We start from the raw sequence: 20557 nt of genomic DNA on the forward strand, positions 1-20557 counted from the left end.
TCTGTTTCGTAAACGAATCCGGTTTTTAGACGAGTCCGGCGCGCTTTCGCAGCCACCATTCCAGTGCTAACAACAGAATGATTGGAATGAACCAATAGAACGATTGCCACAGCACAGTGTCCGATTCGATGATCGTACCACTGCTCAGTGGTTTGAGGTATTCAATCAGAGATTGAGCATCCGACTGATGAACATAAATGCCGTTGCCCGCTTCGGCGATCTGTCGAAGCGAGTCTTCATTCAGGCTGACACGATCCATTTCGGCATGATTGGTTTGCCGAACGCGAATCGGTGCGTCAGCGAGTAACGCTGATTCGTCATACCCACTGGCGCGGACACGAATCGAATAATCGCCATCGGGCAGTGGCGGAATCATCGTGGTGTAGGTGCCACGGTCGACGTTTTCCAGCGACATTGGAACCGTCGCGATGGTGTTGCCTTGATGGACCACCAAAGCATCGACCGTCGAATCAGTCACTGGGTTGCCTCGGGTGTCACGCAAGCGAGCACGCAACAGCACCGATTCACCGCTTTCGTATTCGATCTTGTCGGTACCGACCGCCAGGAACTGGTCGCTTGCCGAATAAGGTGGCTGGACGACGGCTTGAATCAGTTGATTCCAGAATCTGCCATAGAATCGATCGGCTACTTTGTATCGCCAACGCCAGCTTTGGTCCGACGCCAGGTAGAAAACGCGTCCTGCACCATACATGCGGGTTGCCAGCCAGGGCGTTTTTCGCGCCGAGTCAGCTTCGCCATCCCCTGCTTCCACCCAGGTTTCAGCACCCTGAGCTAACTCAACTGACGCGGTCCAGTGCGGTTTGGGAAGCGATTTCCAAAGCGTGTTGAGCTGTTGGTTGTCATCGATCAAACCGAGAACGGGTTCTTCGAGGCCAGCGGTGGTGGGACGCAGCGTCATCGGCGATTCTTTGGCCGGCCCCGTGTAACGAACCGGAAAGACTTCGCCCAACGGTGTTTCGGCTAATTTGCGAAGCTCGCCGTGGCGTCCATCAATGATGACCAAGCCACCACCGGAGGCAACGAACCGAGCGATCCGCAAACGGTCCTCTTCGGTGAACTGTCCAGCGTCAACTTCGCCCATCAAAATGGCATCGTAACGGCCCATGCCAGCGTCGGTGGCGGGAAAGGTGTCTGGCGTGTCGCCGCGTTCAATGGTGGGGTGATGAGTTTGCGGGCCGAACAGCACCACGTCACATTCCCAAGATGGATCACGCACAAAAAGGTTTTTCAGATAACGTGTTTCCCAGCGACTTGAACTATCCACAATCAAGAGTCGTCGATTGCGTTTGGCGGCTGCGACTCGAAAGTCACGAGCATCATCGCCTACATAAACATCGTTGCCATCGGTTTCAACTTTGGCAACAAAATCCAGAACTTCGTTCAAGCGTCGCAGTCCGTGCGGCGTTTGTTCTTCAAGTGTTTTGACCAGCTTGGCAATGTCGATTTCAAACGGAATGCTTTGCTGTCCCGCTTGATTCATCGTGATGGATTCTTCCCAAACTGTTTGGCCCTGGGATTCAATCCGCAAACGAATCGGCTGACCATCCACACCGTATTGTTTGATCAGCAACTCCCCGGCGAGTGTGGCTTCTGCGGCAACGGTTTCCTGGCGAATCACTCGCACGATTCCCACCCCTGGTGGTTCATCAGCAGATCCCAAGCCGAGCGTGTTGACGGTCGTGCCAAGCTTGCTAAGCCGCTGGGCGATCGCGGTGCTGGTGCCTTTTTGTAAGCCCGTGCTGGTGTCGCGACCATCGGTCATCAGCACCACTGCTGCACGGCGAATGGAATCGTTTTCCTCGTCGCTTGCGGTCGATTCTTGACCACTGCCATCGCTACTGAGGTTGATGGTTTCTAAAACACTGCTCAGAGGCGCAGACAAGTCCGTGGACTTGCCCTCGGCAGACCATTGGAATGTCGCCGGACGATCGGTCTCGCTGTCCGATGACCAAAGCAGTGTCGGCGATCCTTGGTCAAAGGTGACGACATCAATCGAGTGAGTTTTTGAAATCGTTTCCAGCCAACCGGGCGTTGTGGCTGTGCCAAGCAACAGATCGGAAGCCCGCTGGAGACGCGAGTCTTTGTCGCTGCTGTTCTGGCTGTCACTCAGTGCCATACTGCCTGAGGTGTCGACGGCGAAGACCACTCGTCCCAGTGTGCCGACCACTTGGCGATGGTGCCAAACGGGGCCGGCCAGGATCAACACGGTCAGGAACACCGCAGTCGCTCGCAGCGCGGGCAGCAAAAACGAATACGGCTGCGGGAGTGTCTTCGTTTCGCGTGTGTATAAGGCGAGCACTGCCAGCACGGCCACCAGAGCGATGCCAACCACGACCGGTAGACTTAAGCTGCCGGCAAAACGCATCTGTGCGATCAAACTGTCGATCATGCTTTGCCTCCTACAGTCGATGATGTTCTTGCATGAGCGGACCCCGGAAGGCTGCTCGCGGATTGGTTGCGATTGCGTCGAACGAGGTGTTGCTGCAACCACAGTTCAGCAACTAGAAAGACGACGACCGCGACCCAGATCCAGAACCAGATTTCTCTGCCGAAGCTTCGCGTGCGATCGGCGTCGACCAGGGAGGTCGCCTGGGTAAAGACTTCTGCCTTCAAGGTCTTGGCGAATTCATCCATTTGGGCGTCCGTCGCTCCTTTGAGCATTGATTCGTTGGCGTCGATGACAGCCAGTCGCAGCGTGCTTTCGGCGGGAGTTGAATCCACTTGATCGGCCGCTTTGTCTGGGCTTTTTGACTGGTCGGCCCCCGCAGCTGGCTGCAGTGATTGACGTTCCGCAGTCAGCTTTTCAAAGCGGTACAATCCCGGCTGGTAGGTGGCCGTCCATTGAATTGTTTCATCGTCTCCGACAGGCTGCAATTGGACGCGTTCATCGGGTGTTTGCAGCCAGTACACCGATTGTCGGTCTTCCCGGGAGCTCTGTTTCGCGTTCTGCGCTGAATCGTCTGGGTCGTTGTCAGCCTGCAACCATTGGCTTTTCTTGATCACGATCGGCTGTCCCGGTGACAGCAAGTGCTGTCCGCGATGTCCGCCCAGGTCCAAGACCATCTGCTGAATCATGGGCAGGAAAACCGGTCGCAGCGGCAGGTTCGACCATTCGTCGTGACAGGCGAACGCGAACTGAACGACGGTTCCTTGTCCGACCGCTTGCGTGATGACCAGCGGATCACCCTGCATCGTTCGCAACAGGACTTGGCTGGCAGAGGTCTGCCGGTTGGCATCGGATTGGGCCGCTATGTCGTCAGTCGCTTGCTGCGCTGGCTGGTCCACATCGTCGGGGATGGTCGATGTCTCGGGCAAGGTTAGCTTGCGATAAGCAAACAAATCGATGCTGCCAAAGGGGTTTTCTTGATCCTGGCTTAGAATCGACCAGGGACGGTACTGTGACGAAGGGGTATCGACTTGGTAGCGGGAACTCTCTTCATCGGGCTGCCGATTGATCTCGCCAGTCATCTCACCGAGCAATGCCGGCAGAGCGATCTGGTCTTCACCGGCTTGCCAGCTTTTGTTGACCGCTTCCGCCGTGACTTGGGGGCCGTCTAGGACGATCAGTGAGCCGCCTTGACGAACGAAGCTGGTAAGCTTGGGCATCAACTCTTTGGGCGGACGGTTCACGCCAGCCAAAATGATCACGTGTGGCGGATCTTCATCCAATTGCTTGATCAGTCGATACGCGGAGGTGACCGTCGCGGAAACTGGGTCAGGGCGTTCGTCGCCACCGAAGGCGAAGGGGCTTAGCGCGATGGCCAGGAAATCAGCTTGACCGCCCAACGCTTGGTTGCTTGGGGTTCCATCGACCAGCACCACGTCAATTTGATCCGCCACCGAGACCACGGTGGAACGCTGGTTGTCATCCAACAGAGAATCGGCAGCGTCCACCGAGATCGACACGACGTGCTCGCCCGCTTGATCGATCACATGCGTCAGTCGATTGGTTAACGTCGAACGAGCATCGATATTGATTGAACGCGGTTCAAGCGGTTGTCCATCAATGGACCAGACCAATCGCAGGCCGCTGGCCGGTGTGTCCGAAGCGTTGTGAAGGGTTGCTTCAAAGACTGCTGGACGGGATCGTACAACGACCGGTGAAGTCAGCTCAACGGACTGGATCGCGACGTTGTTCAGCTGGTTCCACGGCGCGGCGACATTCATGATGTCAATCACTGGCGCGTTCAATTCGGCTGCGACGTCGGCTTCCAGCTCCGAGGCGACTTGCCGCGAAATCTCTAGCGAAGCGCTGTCCAGTGCTGCGGTCTGAAAATCCGAAACCAGGAGGATTTGACGGCGGTCGTTGGAGGCTTGCTGTGTTGCCGAAACCGCCGATTCAATCAACCGGCCAAGCGGAACCGCATCACCTTGAGCACTGACACGACGCAGGACATTCGCCGCTTCCGAAGCGCCCATTTTGCCCGGCACTGCACCGAGTCGAGAGGAGCGCACCAAAATGACTTCGTCGCGACGCGTCAGTTCGTTAAGTACCTTGGTCAGTTCCGCTTTGGCGTATTCGATTCGTGGTTGTTCGCCCTCAGGGGCCGCAGCCAGACTGAGTGAATCATCTAATGCAATGATCAACGTTTTGGGGATCTCACCGCTGCCAGCGCGGCTGCCGGTTAGCACCGGGCGGGTCAGGCAAAAGGCCAACAGCATCGGGATGACGCAGCGCAGTAACAACAACAGCAGTTGCGTCAGTTGCATGCGTCTTCGATTCACTCTCAGCACGTTGTCCAGCAAGTGCATCGCGCCCCACTGAACGGTCTTGAAACGACTGCGAAACAGCAAGTGAATAATGAGCGGCACCGTGAAGGCGAGCGCTCCAAAGCCCAGGATTCCATTGATGAAGTTCATCGGACCAGACGCCTCCGTGCAGCGACGTACTGATGCAACACATCCACCATCGGTTGGTCAGTGGTGACCGGGATCCAATCCACTCGGTTGCGTCGACAAGCATCTCGTAAGGCGCCGTTGTGCGCTTCGAGTCGCTCCAGATACGCACCGCGTATCGAGGCGGCGTCGACCGTTTGTTCAGCAATCGCATGCTCTAAGTCATGAAACTGAATTCGACCGCCAAATGGAAATTCAACTTCGTCAGGATCCAGAATTTGAAAAAAGAGCACTTCGTGTTTACGAGAGCGAAATTGTGCCAGTCCCGTCGCAATCGAATCGACGTCACCCATGGAATCCGAAATGATGACCACTAATCCGCGTCGCCCGATCTTGGGGACGATCTTGCGAAACACCGATCCCAAGTCGGTTTCACGTTCAGTGGGCTTATCGGTCAGTGCGGTTAAGATGGGCGTCAAGTGACCGGGCCGACTACGCAGCGGGACCTCGCGTCGCAGTTGGTTGTCAAATGTGATCAAACCAACCGGGTCTTGCTGGCCAAGCATGAAATAGGCAAACGAAGCCGCTAAGCCAACGGCGTACTCGCGTTTACTGTTGCCTTCAATCGCTTTGTCACCGGCATAGTTCATCGAGCCGCTGACGTCGACTAATAGATTGCAGCGGAGGGTCGTCTCTTCTTCGTATTGGCGAATGTAAAGCCGGTCGCTCTTGCCGTACACTTTCCAGTCAATGTTCTTTAGTTCATCGCCCTGGACGTACTGGCGGTGTTCTTTAAACTCGACGCTGAAGCCCTTGTGGGGCGAGCGGTGCCTGCCCGTGGTGTAACCTTCGACGACGTCCTTGGCCAGTAACTGCAATTGCGAGAGCCTGGAGAGGTCTTTCGGCTTGACGAGATCCAGTATGCGCATGGGGCGTGTCAGGAAAAGGATGGGAAATGCAGAACCACTGGGTTAAACCGCAGAACAGAATCACTTTGCAGAATGACTGAGCAGAATCACTTTGCAGTGTGACTGAGCAGAATGACTGAGCAGTGTGATTCGGCATCTGCCTTCACTCACGATCCTGGCGAACCTCGCCGGGGCCGCTTGGCTCTGAATGAAGTGAGCAATGGAGTCGCTGGTCGGTGAGTCAGGCTGGATCGCCCCCCCGCTGGCGTTTCGGAGTGCGGAGAAGTCTTCAGGCCGTCGCCTGATATTCTAGACACGCCGAGCATAGAATGCCGCAGGAATCTTGCCAGTGTGGGGGCGTGAGCCCTGCAATTCTAACGATTTAAACGCACGCATTGGCGATCCGGACTCGGAAGGCTCTGGGAAACCTGGATAATTCCCGGCATTGGGTGACATTGCCTTGCTGTCGGGTGGTGCGACCGATGCTCAGGATTCACCACGTTGCCCAGTCATTTAGCTTCGGAACCATCGCGTTGAACTTCAAGTCATCACCCACGGGATGGATTTTCGCGATCAGTGCCAACGTAATCTGGGGGCTGTTTCCGATTTTCTGGAATCTGCTGCAGAGCGTGCCCACGAATCAATTGGTTTGTCATCGGGTGGTCTGGGCCTTTGGTTTCTCGCTGCTGATCTTTGCCTCGCGGTATGCGTTGGCATCGCCACGACGTCGCGCTCGCTGGATCGTGCTGTTTCGCCGGCCACGCACTTGGTTGGTCTATGGCGCCGCCGCATTGATGGTGTTCTTGAATTGGGGGGCGTTCTTATGGGCGATGAATCACGATCAGTACTTGGCTGCTTCGCTGGGTTATTACATCAACCCGATGTGCAATGTGCTGTTGGGCGTGTTGTTTCTTGGCGAACGTCTCTCGTCGCGACGGAAGATTGCCATGGTGGGCGTGGGGATCGGCGTCGCGGTGATGACCTACGCCGCCGGTCAGCCACCGTGGGTGTCTTTGATCATGGCGACTTCGTTCTCCTTGTATGCCTTGATCAAAAAAGTTGGCAAACTGGATGGACTGAACAGCCTGTTTTTAGAAACCACGATTCTGTTGCTGCCCGTGTTGCTGTTCATGGCCGCTTACATTCCCTCCAGTGAGCATGTCTTTGCAGCTGGCAGCCGATGCATGGATCTGCTGTTGATCGCCGGTGGCTTTGTGACGCTGGCACCCCTGGTCCTGTTTTCAGCAGCCGCGCAGCGCATTCCGCTTTCGCTGCTAGGAATGCTGCAGTATGTCGGCCCCACGATGCAGTTCCTGGTCGCGGTCTTTTACATGCAACAACCTTTGCATCTGCTGACCGCCGTTGGCTTTGTTTTCGTCTGGGCCGGCGTCGTGCTATTCTTGATCGCACGCGATTAGCTAGGTGGGGTGCGTGCTTACAGGTATCGCATTGAAGCTCTTCGGGCTAGCAACGTAGGGTGCGTGCAAGGACGGCACCTTATCGAACTGCGAGTGGATTACCACGTTCGTGCGGCTTCGTAAGCGCTGATTTTTTCTTCGGACTTCAGCGTTTGGCCGATGTCGTCCAAGCCTTGCAGCAGCTTTTCGCGACGACTGGGATCAACATCGAAGGGGCGTTCCCAGCCACTGCCATCTTTAACGACTTGGTTTTCCAAGTCGACGGTCAGTTGGTAAGTGCCCTGCTCTGCTGAATTGGCAAATAGCGTGTCGATATCTGCTTCGGGCAGAGTGATCGGCAGCACGCCATTCTTGAAGCAGTTGTTGTAGAAGATGTCGGCAAACGAAGGGGCAATCACGCTGCGGAAGCCGTAATCTTCGAGCGCCCAGACGGCATGTTCGCGGCTGGAGCCACTGCCGAAATTCTTGCGAGCAACCAGGATGGACGCATCTTTGACCGCGTCTTGGTTGAGTTCGAATTCGGGGTTCGATGTTTCGCCGTCTTCTTGAAAACGCCAATCGTAAAACAGAAACTGCCCAAACCCGGTGCGCTCAATGCGTTTGAGGAATTGCTTGGGGATGATTTGGTCCGTGTCGACGTTGGCGCGATCCATGGTGGCGACAACGCCAGTGTGTACGGTAAAGCTTTGCATGGGATGATGGCCTGGAGAAAGGTGTGTTCGTTGTAGATCAGACAGGTCGAGCGATTAAGCTTTGTAGGACCAGTCACGGATATCGACAAATCGGCCTTGAATTGCGGCCGCAGCAGCCATGGCTGGGCTGACAAGGTGGGTTCGTCCCCCTTTTCCTTGGCGGCCTTCAAAGTTACGGTTGCTGGTGCTGGCACAGCGTTCACCCGGGGCCAACTTATCGGGGTTCATTGCCAAGCACATGCTGCAACCGGCTTCACGCCAGTCAAAACCTGCTTCTCGGAAGATCTTGTCCAGCCCTTCGCTTTCGGCATGCACTTTGACCTTGCCGCTGCCGGGGACAACCATCGCGTGCAGGCCATCTTTCACACGGTGTCCCTTGACGACATCGGCCGCAGCACGCAAGTCTTCGATTCGAGCGTTGGTGCAGGATCCGATGAAGACGCGATCAATGCCGACTTCTTGCATCGCGGTGCCGGCCTCAAGGCCCATGTAGCTCAGTGCATCACGGGTGGTTTTTTGGTCGGTCGCGTCGGAGAAGTCCGCCGGGTTGGGTGTGTTGTCGGTCACACTGATGACTTGACCCGGGTTGGTGCCCCAGGTGACTTGCGGCTGGATGTCGCTGCCTTGGAAGTGCAGTGACTTGTCGTAGCTGGCGCCGGTGTCGGTGGACAATTCGCTCCAGCGAGCGACGGCTGCGTCAAAGTCTTGCGGGACTTCAGGCAAGCCTTTCAAGTAATCATAGGTCACTTGATCAGGAGCGATCATGCCAGCTCGTGCACCGGCTTCGATGGACATGTTGCAGACCGTCATGCGCTCTTCCATCGTCATCGCACGCACTGCGTCGCCGGTGTATTCCAAGACGTATCCGGTGCCGCCAGCGGTTCCGATCTGTCCGATCAGGTACAGGATCATGTCCTTGGCAGTGACCCCCTTCGCCAGTGAGCCATCCACACGTAGTTCAAAGTTTTTGGGTTTGAACTGCAGCAGTGTTTGTGTGGCCAAAACGTGTTCGACTTCACTGGTGCCGATGCCGAACGCCAAGGCACCAAAGGCACCGTGCGTTGCCGTGTGACTGTCGCCACAAACAATGGTCATGCCTGGCTGAGTGTAACCGTTCTCGGGGCCAATGACGTGAACGATGCCTTGGCGGACATCACCGATATCAAACAGCGTGACGCCAAATTCTTTGCAGTTGCTGCGAAGCGTTTCGATCTGCTTGCGACTGATGGGGTCAGCGATCGGCAGTGAGCGATCGGTGGTGGGGACGTTATGGTCAGGTGTTGCCAGCGTTCGCTCAGGACGACGAACGGGGCGATTGTTGATGCGCAGGCCTTCAAACGCTTGCGGGCTGGTGACTTCGTGAACCAGGTGCAGATCGATGTACAGAATCGCAGGGCCGCTCTTGGGCTGGTCGACAACGTGTTGGTCCCAGATCTTATCTAGCAAGGTCCGCGGGGCGGACGAAGGTGCATCGGTCATAACGGTGAAGGGGGAACGGGGTTCTCGTTTGCAAAAATCGTGATGGGCTGGTCAGCGTGCGAGCGTCGCCAACGCTGGCGGATCATGAGATCCTCTGTGTGCGATCAGGAGCCAGAGATTTCGGCGGATTTCGCGGTTCGCAGACCTCGCCCAACGGACCCTAACTGTCCGCTGAAACCAGCAAATATTCAAGTGGTAATGGCTCCCCACACGCCGAAAGGCGGGTAAGAATCAGCTGACCTGGGGGTGAAGCTGGGGGCAGTCGAGAATTCCTCGCATCGGTCGCGGTCGCGGCTGCCTGCCGATGACTTCAGTCGATGAATCCAGGCAGAGCCAGATCAGACGATCATCATGCAGTCGCCATAACTGTAAAAACGATACTCTTCGGCAATCGCTTGGCGGTACGCTTCCATGATCAGTTCTCGACCGGCGAGGGCACTGACGAGAACCATCAGCGTGCTTTTGGGCAGGTGGAAGTTGGTCATCAGGGCGTCCACGACTTTGAAGTCATGTGGCGGCCGGATGAACAGGTCCGTGGTCGCCGTCCAAGGCTTGAGTTGCCCGCCGTTGGCTGCCGCGGCACTCTCCAGCACGCGCACGCTGGTGGTGCCCACTGCCACGCAGCGACCGCCGGTGCTTCGTCGCTGATTGATGAGTTCCGCGTTTTCCTCGGTAATCTGTCCCCACTCGGTGTGCATGGGGTGATCCTCCAGACGCTCGCAACTGACCGGCCGAAAGGTTCCCAGGCCAACATGCAGCGTGACGGAGGCGGTTTCCGTTCCACCGGACACAATCTGCTGCAACAGGTTCGGTGTGAAGTGCAGTCCGGCGGTTGGCGCTGCGACGCTGCCGGGCGCTTTGGCAAACACCGTTTGGTAATTCGTCACATCCGAATCCATCATGTGACCGTCACGAATGTACGGTGGCAATGGGACTCGGCCATAGCGTTCTAGCCAGACTGCTGCATCGATGCTGTCACCGTCAATCGGTGGGAGTTCGCCGCCAGCGTGGCGGTCTTCCGGTGGCATCGGCACAGCGATCAGGTGACCGTCGTCGGTTCGAGAGACCACTTGCAGTCGCATCCCCGGCAGCCCATTGCGATCTTCAATGGTGATCGTTTCACCAGCGACCAAGGTGCCGCGCGTTTTGGTCAGAACTTCCCAGATGCCGGTCGCCGGTTCTTGTCGTAAAAACAACCCCTGCCAGCGACCACCGGTGCGAGTCCGATAGCCGACCATTCGCGCCGGGATCACACGACTGTCGTTCAGTACCAGCGTGTCTTCGCTGCGCAACAAGTCCGGTAAATCACGCACATGGTGATGCTGGATCTCACCCGAGGCTCGATTGATCAGCATCAGCCGAGCATCACTGCGGTTGTTCAACGGTTCCTGCGCGATCAGCTCGCGAGGCAACTGATAGTCGTATTGGTCGATTTCGCTCATTGCCGAAGTTTAGCAGCGAGATCCCCAATCCGGTAGACACGCACCAAGACGAGACCTGCCGCGGTTCAATCAGCCCGGAATCGATTCGCCACCCTTGGTCGTGGCCCCGCAGTTTTCGCCCGCAGTTTTGGACCCGCCACCTGGGATTCAGTGGCAGCCAGAATCACTTCCACAGGCTGATTTCTTTGCCGTCGTTTAGATTCCAGCGGCGGACTTCGCCCTTGGCTCCCGCAGACAGCACCTCTGTGGCGTCTGCGGAAACATCCAGCGTGAAGAGCGTGTCGCCGGGGGCGGAGAGCGTTTTTTGGTTCTGTCCGTTATTTGCTTCGACCACTCGCACTTGTCCTCCGGTGGCCGAGGCCGCCAAACGCGAGGTTGCGCTCAGGTAGCGCAGCGCGGTCACTTCACCAGGGAACCCACCGATCGAGCGTTCTTGCTGGCGGGTGTTAAAGTTCCAGATCCGCACCGTGCCGTCGGCTCCTCCACTGGCGAGTTGCTGTCCGTCCCAGCGCCAGTCCACTGCCATGGCATGATGGGTGTGCCCGTCCAGAGCACCGATCACTTGGTCGGTGGCGATGTCGATCAAGCGGATGCTTTTGTCTGCTGCGGCACTTGCCAGCAAGGTTCCATCGGGCGAGTATCGTACCGATAACACAGTATCGCTATGCAGTTGGTCGAGCTGTTTTTGCAGTTTGCCGGTCTCGCAATCAACCACCAGCACTTGTCCGTTACGACTGGGAACACCACTGCCTGCGGCCAGCACACTTCCGTCAGGATGAAAGTCCAGGGAGGTGACCGAATCGCTGATCGGTGAAGCATTGTCTTGGCCGATCGTGGATTCCAAAATCCAGTCTTGCTGCAGCGAAACCCAGCGTGGCTTGCGGTGCGATGAAGTGACTGCAACAAGTTGCGGGTTCACCGATGTCAGTGTCCCCGATCCGCTCTCGGTCGTGTCAGCGACTTGGATTCTTGCCGAACTGTGACCGGTGCTCGGATCAAAGGTGACAAGGGTGCTATCTTGGAACAAGGCAATGATGGACTGGTCGTTTTCCGTGATCGTCAGCGAAACAACGGCGCGCGAGTTCATCGCGGTCTGGTGTTCGGTTTGCTGAGTCTGAAACCCCGTCAGAGTTGCCTGGCATTGCTTGATCGATTGCTCGTGTTGGGGGACTGCTGCCGCGGCCGAATCACGGGTGATTGTGGCAGTGGCCAGGGCCTGTTTGCGATCGATCAAGGTTTGCTGTTTTTGTTTCAGCTCATCGGCCAACTTCTGATTGTTCTTTTCCAGATTGGGGCGTTCTTTCGTTTTTGCATCAATGGTTTTTTGATGTGTCTGTTGCAGCTTTTGTTGCTCGGTCTGAGCTCTTACGGTGTCGCTCAAACGCGTCTGCAAGTTCTTGAGTTGTTTTTCGGCGTCGGCATGAGACGCCATCGCTGCGGTGACGAGGGCCTTCGCTTTGTCGATCGCGGCTAAGTTCTCCGTGTTGGGTTGCTCTTCTGGCGCGTCTTTGTCTTGGGCGGGGCCGGGAGCCTGCTTGTTCAACGCGTCAAGCTGTTGTTTTGCTTGCTGGACGGTTTTGGAAAGTGACTGAACCTGCTCGGTTTGCGTTTTGATAGCCGCATTGAGCTTCTGCAGTTGTTCGTTCAGCGATTGATTCAGTTTTTGGCATTCGGCAAGGTCTGCTTTGGTGGCGGCCAATTGCTGATCCAAGGCCGTCAATTTCTGGGCCTCCTCGCTGGCGGCTTTGCTTTTTTCGTCGCGTTCCTTGACTGCGGTGTCGTGAGCCTCTTGGACTTTTTGAAGCGTTTCGGCTTCTTTGGTGGCCGCCTTTTTCAAGCCTTCCGTTTGCTTGTTTAAACGCTCCAGGCGAGTCTGTTCGAACTTGACTCGTTGCTGATACGCACTGAGTTGTAATTGGCTTTGGGGATCGCCCGCAAACTGCTGGGCTACCGCGCCATCAGACGCATTGATCCACTGCACACTGCCCTGCTCTGTTGCACAAGCGAACTGAGTTCCCGCTTGATTGGCAACGATTGCAGTGACTGTCGCTGGAAGCTGGGTTTGGCGGATTTGTTTGCTGCCCGCCAAGTCAATCCAGGTGATCGTTTTACCGCTGCCAACGATCAACTGGTTGCCCGCAAGAATCGCCAACGATGTCGCCTGCGAAATCTTGTTGACGGCATCGATGGCGTGGGGCTGTCCCTGTTTCCAGGTCTGCACGCTGCCATCATTGCAGCGCGCGACCAGCCATTCCGCATCGGCGGATTGCGTGCACTGGGCGATGGGTTTGTCAGCTGTTCGTTGCCAGTTGGCATTCGCGTCATTTAACGCGTGCACGGTGACCGATCCTTCGGCGTGGACGGCAATGATCTGATGAGGCGAATCCCAACAGAGCAGCGAGGCTGGCTTGTCGCCGGCCAGTTGGTGCAGTTGATTTCCACTGGCAATTTCGGTGACTAGGAGGTTTCCCGCAGCGTCGCTCTGCACCATCGATTTTCTGTCTGGCGAAACGGCCAATCGCCCGTTGGCATCCTTGAGAGCGTCTGGGACGGTGGGCTTTTGATGGCCGCGTTTCCAAAGCCGAATGGAGCGATAGCCGCCAGTGGCGATTCGATCTCCCAGCGGCGAGATCGCGATCGCTTGGATCATGTCGTGGTCAGCGATACCGGCTTGCTGGAGCTGCGGGTCGGTTAGTTCTTGAACAGGCTGGCCGCTGGCGATGTCAACGATTGTGACGCGATTGGCCCGCGCAACAACTGCCAGCTGCCCGTCAGGGCTTAACGCTGACGCATAACTATTGCGAATCGATTCTGGGATCGGGTGCCATTGCCAGCCTCTGTCGGCCCCTTCCAGATCCGACGGGGCGCCCTGGCTGATCCAGCGTTTGACCAATTCAATTTGCTCAGGCGTGAACGGTTTGGCATCGACGGCATTGTCCGGTGGTGGCATGCGTTCGTCTTCGTCTGCCAAGATGCGTTCAATCAAGAGGCTGCCGTCTGCGTCGCCCGCGACCAGTGACGGGCCGTTGTCACCGCCGGCCAACAGGTCCTTGACGGTTTCTGCCGACAAACCTCCTTCCGATTCGCCTTCGCGGTGGCAGGCAATGCAGTTTCGCTTGAGCAGTGGCAAGATCTCCTTGGCAAACGAAACGTCTGAGGAAGCCGTTTGGGCCACTGAGGCGGGTGTGTAAACACAGACGCCCAGAACCAGCATTAGCAGGTGGCGAACAAAAGGAAAACGAGCGAAGTAAAGCATGAATGTTGCCAGCAGTGCAAAACGTCTTGCGCGATCGGGCGGAATCTGGTCAGCCAATCAATCGAGACGTCGTTGGGGGAGGCTTGCTAGGTCAGGGGAACGGTCCGAATCAGCTGAGGCTTAGGACGACGGCCTATGGAGTGATCTCTAGTGTGATCGCAGGGCCAGCCAAGTACACGGTGTAATCTTTGGGCTGAGTTTGTTTCTGCAAGTCCTCGACTCGTTTGGTGGTCGCGGCGATTTGCTTGTCAAGTTCGGCGTGCTGATCCTTGGTCTCTTCCTTGGCACGCAAGGCTTTGAGATGTTCGAGGTACTGGACCTCAGCGGTATGAACTTCAGGATGAACGCCTAGCTTGACTTTGGTCTCGCCTTGTCCCCAAAACGAATAGGTGCCAGGGACAGCTTTGCCGCCGACTTCGATCTTCCATTCAATTTCGGTTTTGTCGCCGGGGATGGTCAGGTCACCCGCCTTGGTGTCTGCGGGCAAATTACGAGCTCGTAAGACGATATTATTCTTGCCGCCTTCTGCGCGTTTGATTTGCAGTTTTACATTCACCGGTTTGCCTTTTTGGATCTGCAGTTTCTCTTGGCCCGGCGCTAAAGTGACTTGAACCGGCATGGTGTCCAGAGGTTGTGTCTGGACGATCAGTTGGTCGGTCAGCCGAGTTGTGGGACTGGTGCGACTGCCACCGCTAGGCCACTGAACCACCGCTGGCTTGGCCGCCACCAGCGGAGAGGTTGAATCGCCGTTGATGCTCTGGCCGACAATGTTCAGCGGGATCGTTGCGGCGTCGATGTCTTCTTTGGCCGTGATGATCAGATCGGCTTGGTTCTGATTGCTGGCAATCCAGGTCTCTGTGCAAGTCAGTGAATCAGGCAGGTTATCCACGGTGATTTTGATCGGTTCGTTCTTGCCAGTCCGCAAGGCAAAGACTCGGACCACGCATGATTCATGCTTTCGCAGGCAGCAACCATGTGGACGCGAAGTCTTGGCATCCTTGTGCGGATAGGTGTGATAGGCCAGCAGTTGAAAGCGGTCCGATGCCGGAGCAGCGAAGAATCCGTAGTCTTGGACCGAGCTCAGTGACTGCCCGTTGTCAAGATCGATCAGCGTGATTCGATAGGTGGCCTCTGCGGGGGCCGTGAATCGGTGAATGGGATCGCGAGTCTGCAAGCGGATCACACTGTCTGTCACGTTTTGTCCGTTCTCAACCGTCGCGATTCGTTTCCATGTCTGCCCATCGCCTTCGCCTTGCGGTTGTTCGATCAGCATTCTCACATTGGTCGGTTGGTTGATGCGGTCGGACAGAACATGCATGTCAATGGCCTGCCCCTGTGAGAGCTTTAGCAAGTACTGATCGCGATCTCGGCTGTGATCAAAGCGAGCTCGAATTGCCGCTGGAATCGTCAGCGTGGTTGCGTCGGAGATCTCTGCGGTCAGTTCTGACGGCAGGTCAACACGACTGATCGCAGACGGCGGAAACGCTTGGACGTGATCAGTCCACTCGAGCGGTTGGGTGGTGTCTTCGACCAGCAAACCGTAATGATAGGTGGGGCCTCCTCGGTACAACGCGTCGTATAAGCAAACGGTGACAGGTTCGCTAGCGATGGCGGAAAAATCCACAGTCAGGTCGCTGCGATCATTGCCGAATTTTCGCAACAAAGTGTTGCCCTGTTGGCTAACGACTTCAATGACGGGGATCAATTCCGAATCAATGCTGCTGCAGAAGACTGCTAGGCGATACGTTTTTCCCGCTTCTGCTTGCAATCGATAGCGTTCACGTTTGGCCGCCGCCGTTTGCCGGCAGTGTACCGTGTCGATTGCCAGTGACGGTGGATTATTGATGTCGTGCGGTGGGGTTGTCAGCGCGTGGACCTGTGGCGCCACAATGACGGCGCGCGGATTGGATAACCCAAAACGCCCGCCGGCACGGACTTCATAGCGACCCGGTTTGACTTCGGGAGCAACCTTGACTTTGAATTGTCCCCAACTGGGTTGAGCTGCATTGTCAAAGGCCCTGGCAGCGCCTTGCTTTAGCTGGGCAACGATCCCAGGATCGGAAAACAGCAAACGATCGGCCAAGCTATTGTGGGTGCCCTGAGTGATTGAGAAATCAGACTCCGAGCCCGCCGCTAGGAAACACTGCGAAACGCCGCGCAGTTCAAAGGCTGGCAACTGAGCGGTGGCACGCTGGCAAGCGAGGCACGCAAACAGCGCGAGCACCGTTAGCTGAATCAAGCGGGTTGGCAAATCGCATCGCAAGGGCGCGCGGCGTTTGACGCTCCCGTCAGCAAGGGAGTCATGGCAGGTCATGGTCAGGCAAAGTGTGGTGGGGCAAATCGATCAGTGATTGAATAAGAACTCTTTGGAATTGACCAGAGCCCAAATCAAATCCTGCCAGGGTTCAGGTGATGCTTGTTGATCACCAAGGTACTTGAGCGCGGTTTCAAGTTCACGCTCGGTTGGTTTGCGACTGAGCGCTGTCAGGTACAGTTCGTTCAGTTTGGCATCCGCCCCACGCGATGTATCCTTTGCCAAACGAACCGCACGCCCATTGGCGGTGGCCAGTTTCTGTTGAATCTGCTCGGAATTCAGTAGGTGCAGGCTCTGCGCCAAGTTGGCTTCACCGGAACGCTCGCACTCGCATGCGGTTTTGGAATCTGGCTGTCCAAACACGGTCAGGAAATACGAGTTGAATCCTGTGTCGGGAAGTTGCACCGCTTTGGTGCCAGCCGGCATGCCGGCGAACCCCGTGGTTGAACCGGTGACGGTGTCGATGGAGTCGAGCAGCGTTTCAGCCAACATCCGTTTCGGATAATAGCGTGAATAGCTGCGTTGATCGATCACATTGATGTCAGTTGCTTGCGAGGATGTATTGTAGGTCCGTGACAGGCAAATCAGGCGAATCAGCGATTGTAAATCATATCCGCTCTCGATCAGGTGCTTGGCCAAGGCATCAAGCAATTCTGGATTGCTGGGGGGATTGGTGACGCGCATGTCGTCTTCGGGCTCGACCAGGCCGCGTCCCATAAAGTGCTTCCAATAGCGGTTTGCCAACGACTTGGCGAAGAACGGATTGTCCGCCGCAGTCATCCAGCGACTGAGTTCTTCGCGTGGATCATCGATCTGATCAATCACTTTGGCTTCGCTATCCAGCCCGATCGGCGCTACCGATTGCCCGTTGCCTGGGTTCCTTGCCGATGGCGAGGCAATGCGATTGATGAACGTTGTCTGTCCATCGAAGTTGTCTGTGGCAACGGTTGAGAAGAACGCTTGCAAGCCAGCGTAGTCTTGCTGGCTCCACTTTTCATAGGGGTGATGGTGACAACGGGCGCATTGAATGCGTTGGCCCAGAAACAGTTGGCTGATGTCTTCGACCCGTTCGTTCTGGTCTTTGACCTGCGAAAACCAAGCGACCGCTGGGTTACTGTAAAGGGTTCCGCGAGCGGTCAGTAGTTCGCTCACCAACTGATCGTAGGGCTTATTGGTCCGAAAAGATTCTTTCAGCCAGTGATGAAACAACATGTTCTGTGCTTGAAGTGCGCCAGGTGTGCGGCGGTTTCGCAGGATCACGCCCCACTTGCGAGCAAAGAAGCTGGCGTAGTCGTCGCTGGCCAGCAGTTGATCGATTGCGCGTTCACGTTTGTCAGCGGCGCTGTCGGCAGTGAAGGCCTGCGTTTCTTCAACGGTCGGCATTCGGCCGGTCAAATCTAGGGTGATGCGCCGCAAAAAGGTGGCGTCGTCACAGAGCGGTGATGGCGGGATACCTAACGATGCCAGTTTGTGATGGACTTGCTGATCGACGGCGTTGACGGGCCAGTCTTTGCCAAAGTCGGTCGCTGCCATCTGAGTTTCAGCAGCCAGTGGAATCTCGGCACGGAACACCGTGACATGTCCTTGATAGCGAGCCATCACGGCGACATCGCCGACTGCGTCGGCGCAGGCGACTTGGCCCGTTGCGGTGACTTCCGCCATGGCGCTGTCGTTGGATTCGTAGACCGCCGCGCGGGTGACGTCTTCTTGAGTGCCATCGTTGTAGGTCGCGATCACGGCCAGTTGTTGCTGAGTGCTGGGCAACATCCGGCGCACAGAGGGGTAGACACGAATCGAGGTCACCTGGGGAATCTCGCCACTGTCATTTGGCATGCCCTGGGCAATCCAACGCCGCAGCACTCGGTATTCGTATGAATCGCGATCGGTCCGTGCACCGCCGCCGTGCGGGAGGTCGCCGACGGTTTTCTGTAGCAGCAAACTGCGCTGAGGCGCGGCAATCGAAACGCGACGTCCACGAGACTCTGAAACCAGGCGTCGATGGTCGCTGGCTGGATCAAAGCCAAGCAGCGAAAGTCGAAAGCCATTCTGACCAGCGATCTTGCCATGGCAACCACCGCCGTTGCAGCCAAGCTTGGTGAAAATCGGTGTGACTTGACCATGGAAACTGACGGGCTTGCTCTGGTCCATTCCACTGACGGTTAACGTTGCCTGAGCCGACAAGCCCTCTGGGCTGGTGGCTGTAACGGTGACAGAGCCATTGGCAAGCGGGGTGACCAACCCGTCGGAGTCAATTGCAATGATTGCCTCCGGCGCGGCAACATAGGTCACCGCAGTCGACTGGTCCGTTTGCAAACCGCGGTCGTTGGTTTGCGTCACAATCAGTTGCAAGCGAGCATCGCTGCCTTCCAGTTGTGTGGCCGCTTTGCCGTCGATGTTGTCGATGGACAATTCATCAGCGCTGGCAACCGCTGAAACCAATAGCAGCACCACTGCTAGGTTGATGTGCAAGAATGATCGGAACATGACCTAGCCTACGAGTTCGGCGATGGGCGACTTTTCGACCAGGAACTGAGGTCGGCCAGTAGGATCATTCATCGTGACCGTTTGGGTATCGATGCCCAAGCAATGATAAAGCGTGGCAACGATTTCTTGCATGTCGACGGGGCGTTCGACAGGTTCTTCACCCATTCGATTGGTTGCACCGATCGCTTGTCCGCCCTTCATGCCGCCGCCGGCCAGCCAGGCACAGCTGACTTTGTTCCAGTGGTCACGGCCTGCTTTGGCGTTGATTTTCGGCGTCCGTCCAAACTCGCCCCAGACGGCGATCGCAACGTCGTCCAGCATGCCACGCTCATCCAGGTCATTGACCAAGGCACTCAAGCATTGATCAAGCTTGCTGCCGTGATCACGGACCAAGTCAAAGTTTTGCCCATGGCTATCCCAGCGTCCGAAGCTGAGGCTGACCGTTCGAACACCGGCTTCGATCAGGCGACGTGCCATCAAGAGTTGGTCATTGCAAGTCGGGGCACCATCGAACTGGTACTTGTAGGGTTTGCCATCGCCGTAGCGAGCGACGACTTTAGGGTCTTCTTTGCTTAGATCCAACGCATCGACTAGCTTGCTGCTGGTCAATACATCCAACGCGCGTTGGCCAAAAGCGTCCATCCCTTCCATCGCGCCAGTGATATCAATGTCGCGTCGCATGGTGTCAAGTTCACGCAGCAACTGACGCCGATCCGAAAGACGCTCCATCGTGATGCCTTTCAGCGTCATGTTCTTCATGCCCGGTCCATCAGGCTTGAACGGTGTGTAGGCAGAGCCAAGAAATCCAGCTTGACCTGAATCAGACCAGGGGACGTGCCGAGTCTTGGCAGCCAAGCCGACAAATGGCGGCACGGCGGGGTCAACCGGGCCATAGATCTTGGCGGCGGCGGCTCCAATCGATGGACGGCCGCCAATACTCTTGAGCGAATTGGGATCCCAGCCCGTCATGCACTGAATGCCATCGTGCCCACCACGGCAACCCACCACACTGCGAATCACCGCCGCTTTGTCCATCAGTGATGCAAGCTTGGGAAAGACTTCGCAAATCTCGATCCCAGGCACATTCGTTTTGATCGGTTGGAACTCACCACGGATTTCGCTAGGCGCTTCCGTTTTAATGTCCCACATGTCTTGGTGAGGTGGACCACCGGCTAAGAAAATATTGATAACCGACTTGTGTCGCCGAGGTTTACTGGGGTCACTAGGTTTACTGGGGTCACTAGGCTTACTGGAGTTGGGATTCGCTGCGGCCGCTTCAGCGCGAAACAAGTCCGCTAACGACAGTCCGCCGACACCAAATGACAAGCCGCCAATCTTTAAAAAGCTGCGGCGTGATTTTCCATCACAGTAGCGACCCAAAGATGGTCCCTTGATCGTCAACATGATCAAGCCCGGGGTTTGGAGGGAGATGAAGGAGTGAGGGGGGAGCCGGCTAACGGCAGGTAGGAGGCGCCAGTATACCCCTTTAGCAACCCGCTATGCAAGCTAATTCGGTGCTCGCTCCATCTCGGGGTCCTGTTTTCGAATGGCAGTGATTGAGACGCTTTCCGTGATGCGGCTGGCCGCAGTTAAGGTGTGCTGGCTGGGCGTTCTGGTTGGGGGACGGTTGAGCTTTTTTAATGACACAGCTCGCATCTTGGGTTTTGAAAAACCAAGTCAGACGATGTGTTGAGATGCCGTTATAAT

The 20557-nt window shown here is 56.4% G+C and carries 11 protein-coding genes; 1 reads left to right on the forward strand and 10 read right to left on the reverse strand.

Translation table 11 applies throughout. The annotated features are described in order from the left end of the window. Positions 1–25: 25 nt before the first annotated feature. From SV7mr_RS05160 to SV7mr_RS05170, 3 genes are read right to left on the reverse strand one after another with little or no spacing between them, the layout of a single operon-like run. A complete protein-coding gene (locus SV7mr_RS05160) occupies positions 26–2410 on the reverse strand; it encodes a hypothetical protein (RefSeq protein ID WP_145269855.1) in 2385 nt (794 codons plus the stop codon). Further along, on the reverse strand, positions 2407–4881 hold the full coding sequence (locus SV7mr_RS05165) for a BatA domain-containing protein (RefSeq protein ID WP_145269857.1): 2475 nt from the start codon (positions 4879–4881) through the stop codon (positions 2407–2409). The genes SV7mr_RS05160 and SV7mr_RS05165 overlap by 4 nt, the downstream gene beginning before the upstream one ends. Continuing rightward, entirely contained in the window at positions 4878–5786 is a 909-nt protein-coding gene (locus SV7mr_RS05170) for a DUF58 domain-containing protein (RefSeq protein ID WP_145269859.1), read from the reverse strand. Before SV7mr_RS05170 ends, SV7mr_RS05165 begins: the two co-directional genes overlap by 4 nt. A gap of 461 nt (positions 5787–6247) precedes the next feature. Between SV7mr_RS05170 and rarD the strand changes: the two genes are divergently transcribed. Then, entirely contained in the window at positions 6248–7183 is a 936-nt protein-coding gene (gene rarD / locus SV7mr_RS05175) for an EamA family transporter RarD (RefSeq protein WP_145269861.1), read from the forward strand. A 98-nt stretch (positions 7184–7281) separates the two neighbouring features. Here the strand turns inward: rarD and leuD are convergent, their stop codons facing one another. The 7 genes from leuD to SV7mr_RS05210 all read right to left on the reverse strand — a co-directional run bounded on the left by leuD (position 7282) and on the right by SV7mr_RS05210 (position 20254). After that, a complete protein-coding gene (gene leuD, locus SV7mr_RS05180) occupies positions 7282–7875 on the reverse strand; it encodes a 3-isopropylmalate dehydratase small subunit (RefSeq protein ID WP_145269863.1) in 594 nt (197 codons plus the stop codon). A 54-nt stretch (positions 7876–7929) separates the two neighbouring features. Beyond that, positions 7930–9354 carry a 3-isopropylmalate dehydratase large subunit gene (gene leuC / locus SV7mr_RS05185; RefSeq protein WP_145269865.1) on the reverse strand — a complete coding sequence of 475 codons (1425 nt, stop codon included), beginning with the start codon at positions 9352–9354 and terminating at the stop codon, positions 7930–7932. A gap of 338 nt (positions 9355–9692) precedes the next feature. Then, positions 9693–10796, reverse strand: coding sequence for a tRNA preQ1(34) S-adenosylmethionine ribosyltransferase-isomerase QueA (queA, locus tag SV7mr_RS05190; RefSeq protein WP_145269868.1), 1104 nt, complete (start codon positions 10794–10796; stop codon positions 9693–9695). A 163-nt stretch (positions 10797–10959) separates the two neighbouring features. Next, on the reverse strand, positions 10960–14052 hold the full coding sequence (locus SV7mr_RS05195) for a c-type cytochrome domain-containing protein (protein ID WP_145269870.1): 3093 nt from the start codon (positions 14050–14052) through the stop codon (positions 10960–10962). Between the two features lie 133 nt (positions 14053–14185). Then, a complete protein-coding gene (locus SV7mr_RS05200) occupies positions 14186–16366 on the reverse strand; it encodes a hypothetical protein (RefSeq protein ID WP_419188119.1) in 2181 nt (726 codons plus the stop codon). Between the two features lie 30 nt (positions 16367–16396). Beyond that, a complete protein-coding gene (locus SV7mr_RS05205; RefSeq protein WP_145269874.1) occupies positions 16397–18850 on the reverse strand; it encodes a DUF1549 domain-containing protein in 2454 nt (817 codons plus the stop codon). A gap of 3 nt (positions 18851–18853) precedes the next feature. Further along, entirely contained in the window at positions 18854–20254 is a 1401-nt protein-coding gene (locus SV7mr_RS05210) for a DUF1501 domain-containing protein (protein WP_145269877.1), read from the reverse strand. Positions 20255–20557: the final 303 nt, after the last annotated feature.

It is taken from the genome of Stieleria bergensis (genome assembly GCA_007745635.1).
In the GTDB taxonomy this organism is placed as follows: domain Bacteria; phylum Planctomycetota; class Planctomycetia; order Pirellulales; family Pirellulaceae; genus Stieleria; species Stieleria bergensis.

What these genes read in the sequence shown, in the direction of transcription:
- leuC (WP_145269865.1), bottom strand. Translation starts at nt 9,354, where the DNA reads ATGACCGATGCACCTTCGTCCGCCCCGCGGACCTTGCTAGATAAGATC.
- SV7mr_RS05200 (WP_419188119.1), bottom strand. Translation starts at nt 16,366, where the DNA reads ATGACCTGCCATGACTCCCTTGCTGACGGGAGCGTCAAACGCCGCGCG.
- SV7mr_RS05205 (WP_145269874.1), bottom strand. Translation starts at nt 18,850, where the DNA reads ATGTTCCGATCATTCTTGCACATCAACCTAGCAGTGGTGCTGCTATTG.
- leuD (WP_145269863.1), bottom strand. Translation starts at nt 7,875, where the DNA reads ATGCAAAGCTTTACCGTACACACTGGCGTTGTCGCCACCATGGATCGC.
- SV7mr_RS05170 (WP_145269859.1), bottom strand. Translation starts at nt 5,786, where the DNA reads ATGCGCATACTGGATCTCGTCAAGCCGAAAGACCTCTCCAGGCTCTCG.
- SV7mr_RS05210 (WP_145269877.1), bottom strand. Translation starts at nt 20,254, where the DNA reads ATGTTGACGATCAAGGGACCATCTTTGGGTCGCTACTGTGATGGAAAA.
- rarD (WP_145269861.1), top strand. Translation starts at nt 6,248, where the DNA reads ATGCTCAGGATTCACCACGTTGCCCAGTCATTTAGCTTCGGAACCATC.
- SV7mr_RS05195 (WP_145269870.1), bottom strand. Translation starts at nt 14,052, where the DNA reads ATGCTTTACTTCGCTCGTTTTCCTTTTGTTCGCCACCTGCTAATGCTG.
- queA (WP_145269868.1), bottom strand. Translation starts at nt 10,796, where the DNA reads ATGAGCGAAATCGACCAATACGACTATCAGTTGCCTCGCGAGCTGATC.
- SV7mr_RS05160 (WP_145269855.1), bottom strand. Translation starts at nt 2,410, where the DNA reads ATGATCGACAGTTTGATCGCACAGATGCGTTTTGCCGGCAGCTTAAGT.
- SV7mr_RS05165 (WP_145269857.1), bottom strand. Translation starts at nt 4,881, where the DNA reads ATGAACTTCATCAATGGAATCCTGGGCTTTGGAGCGCTCGCCTTCACG.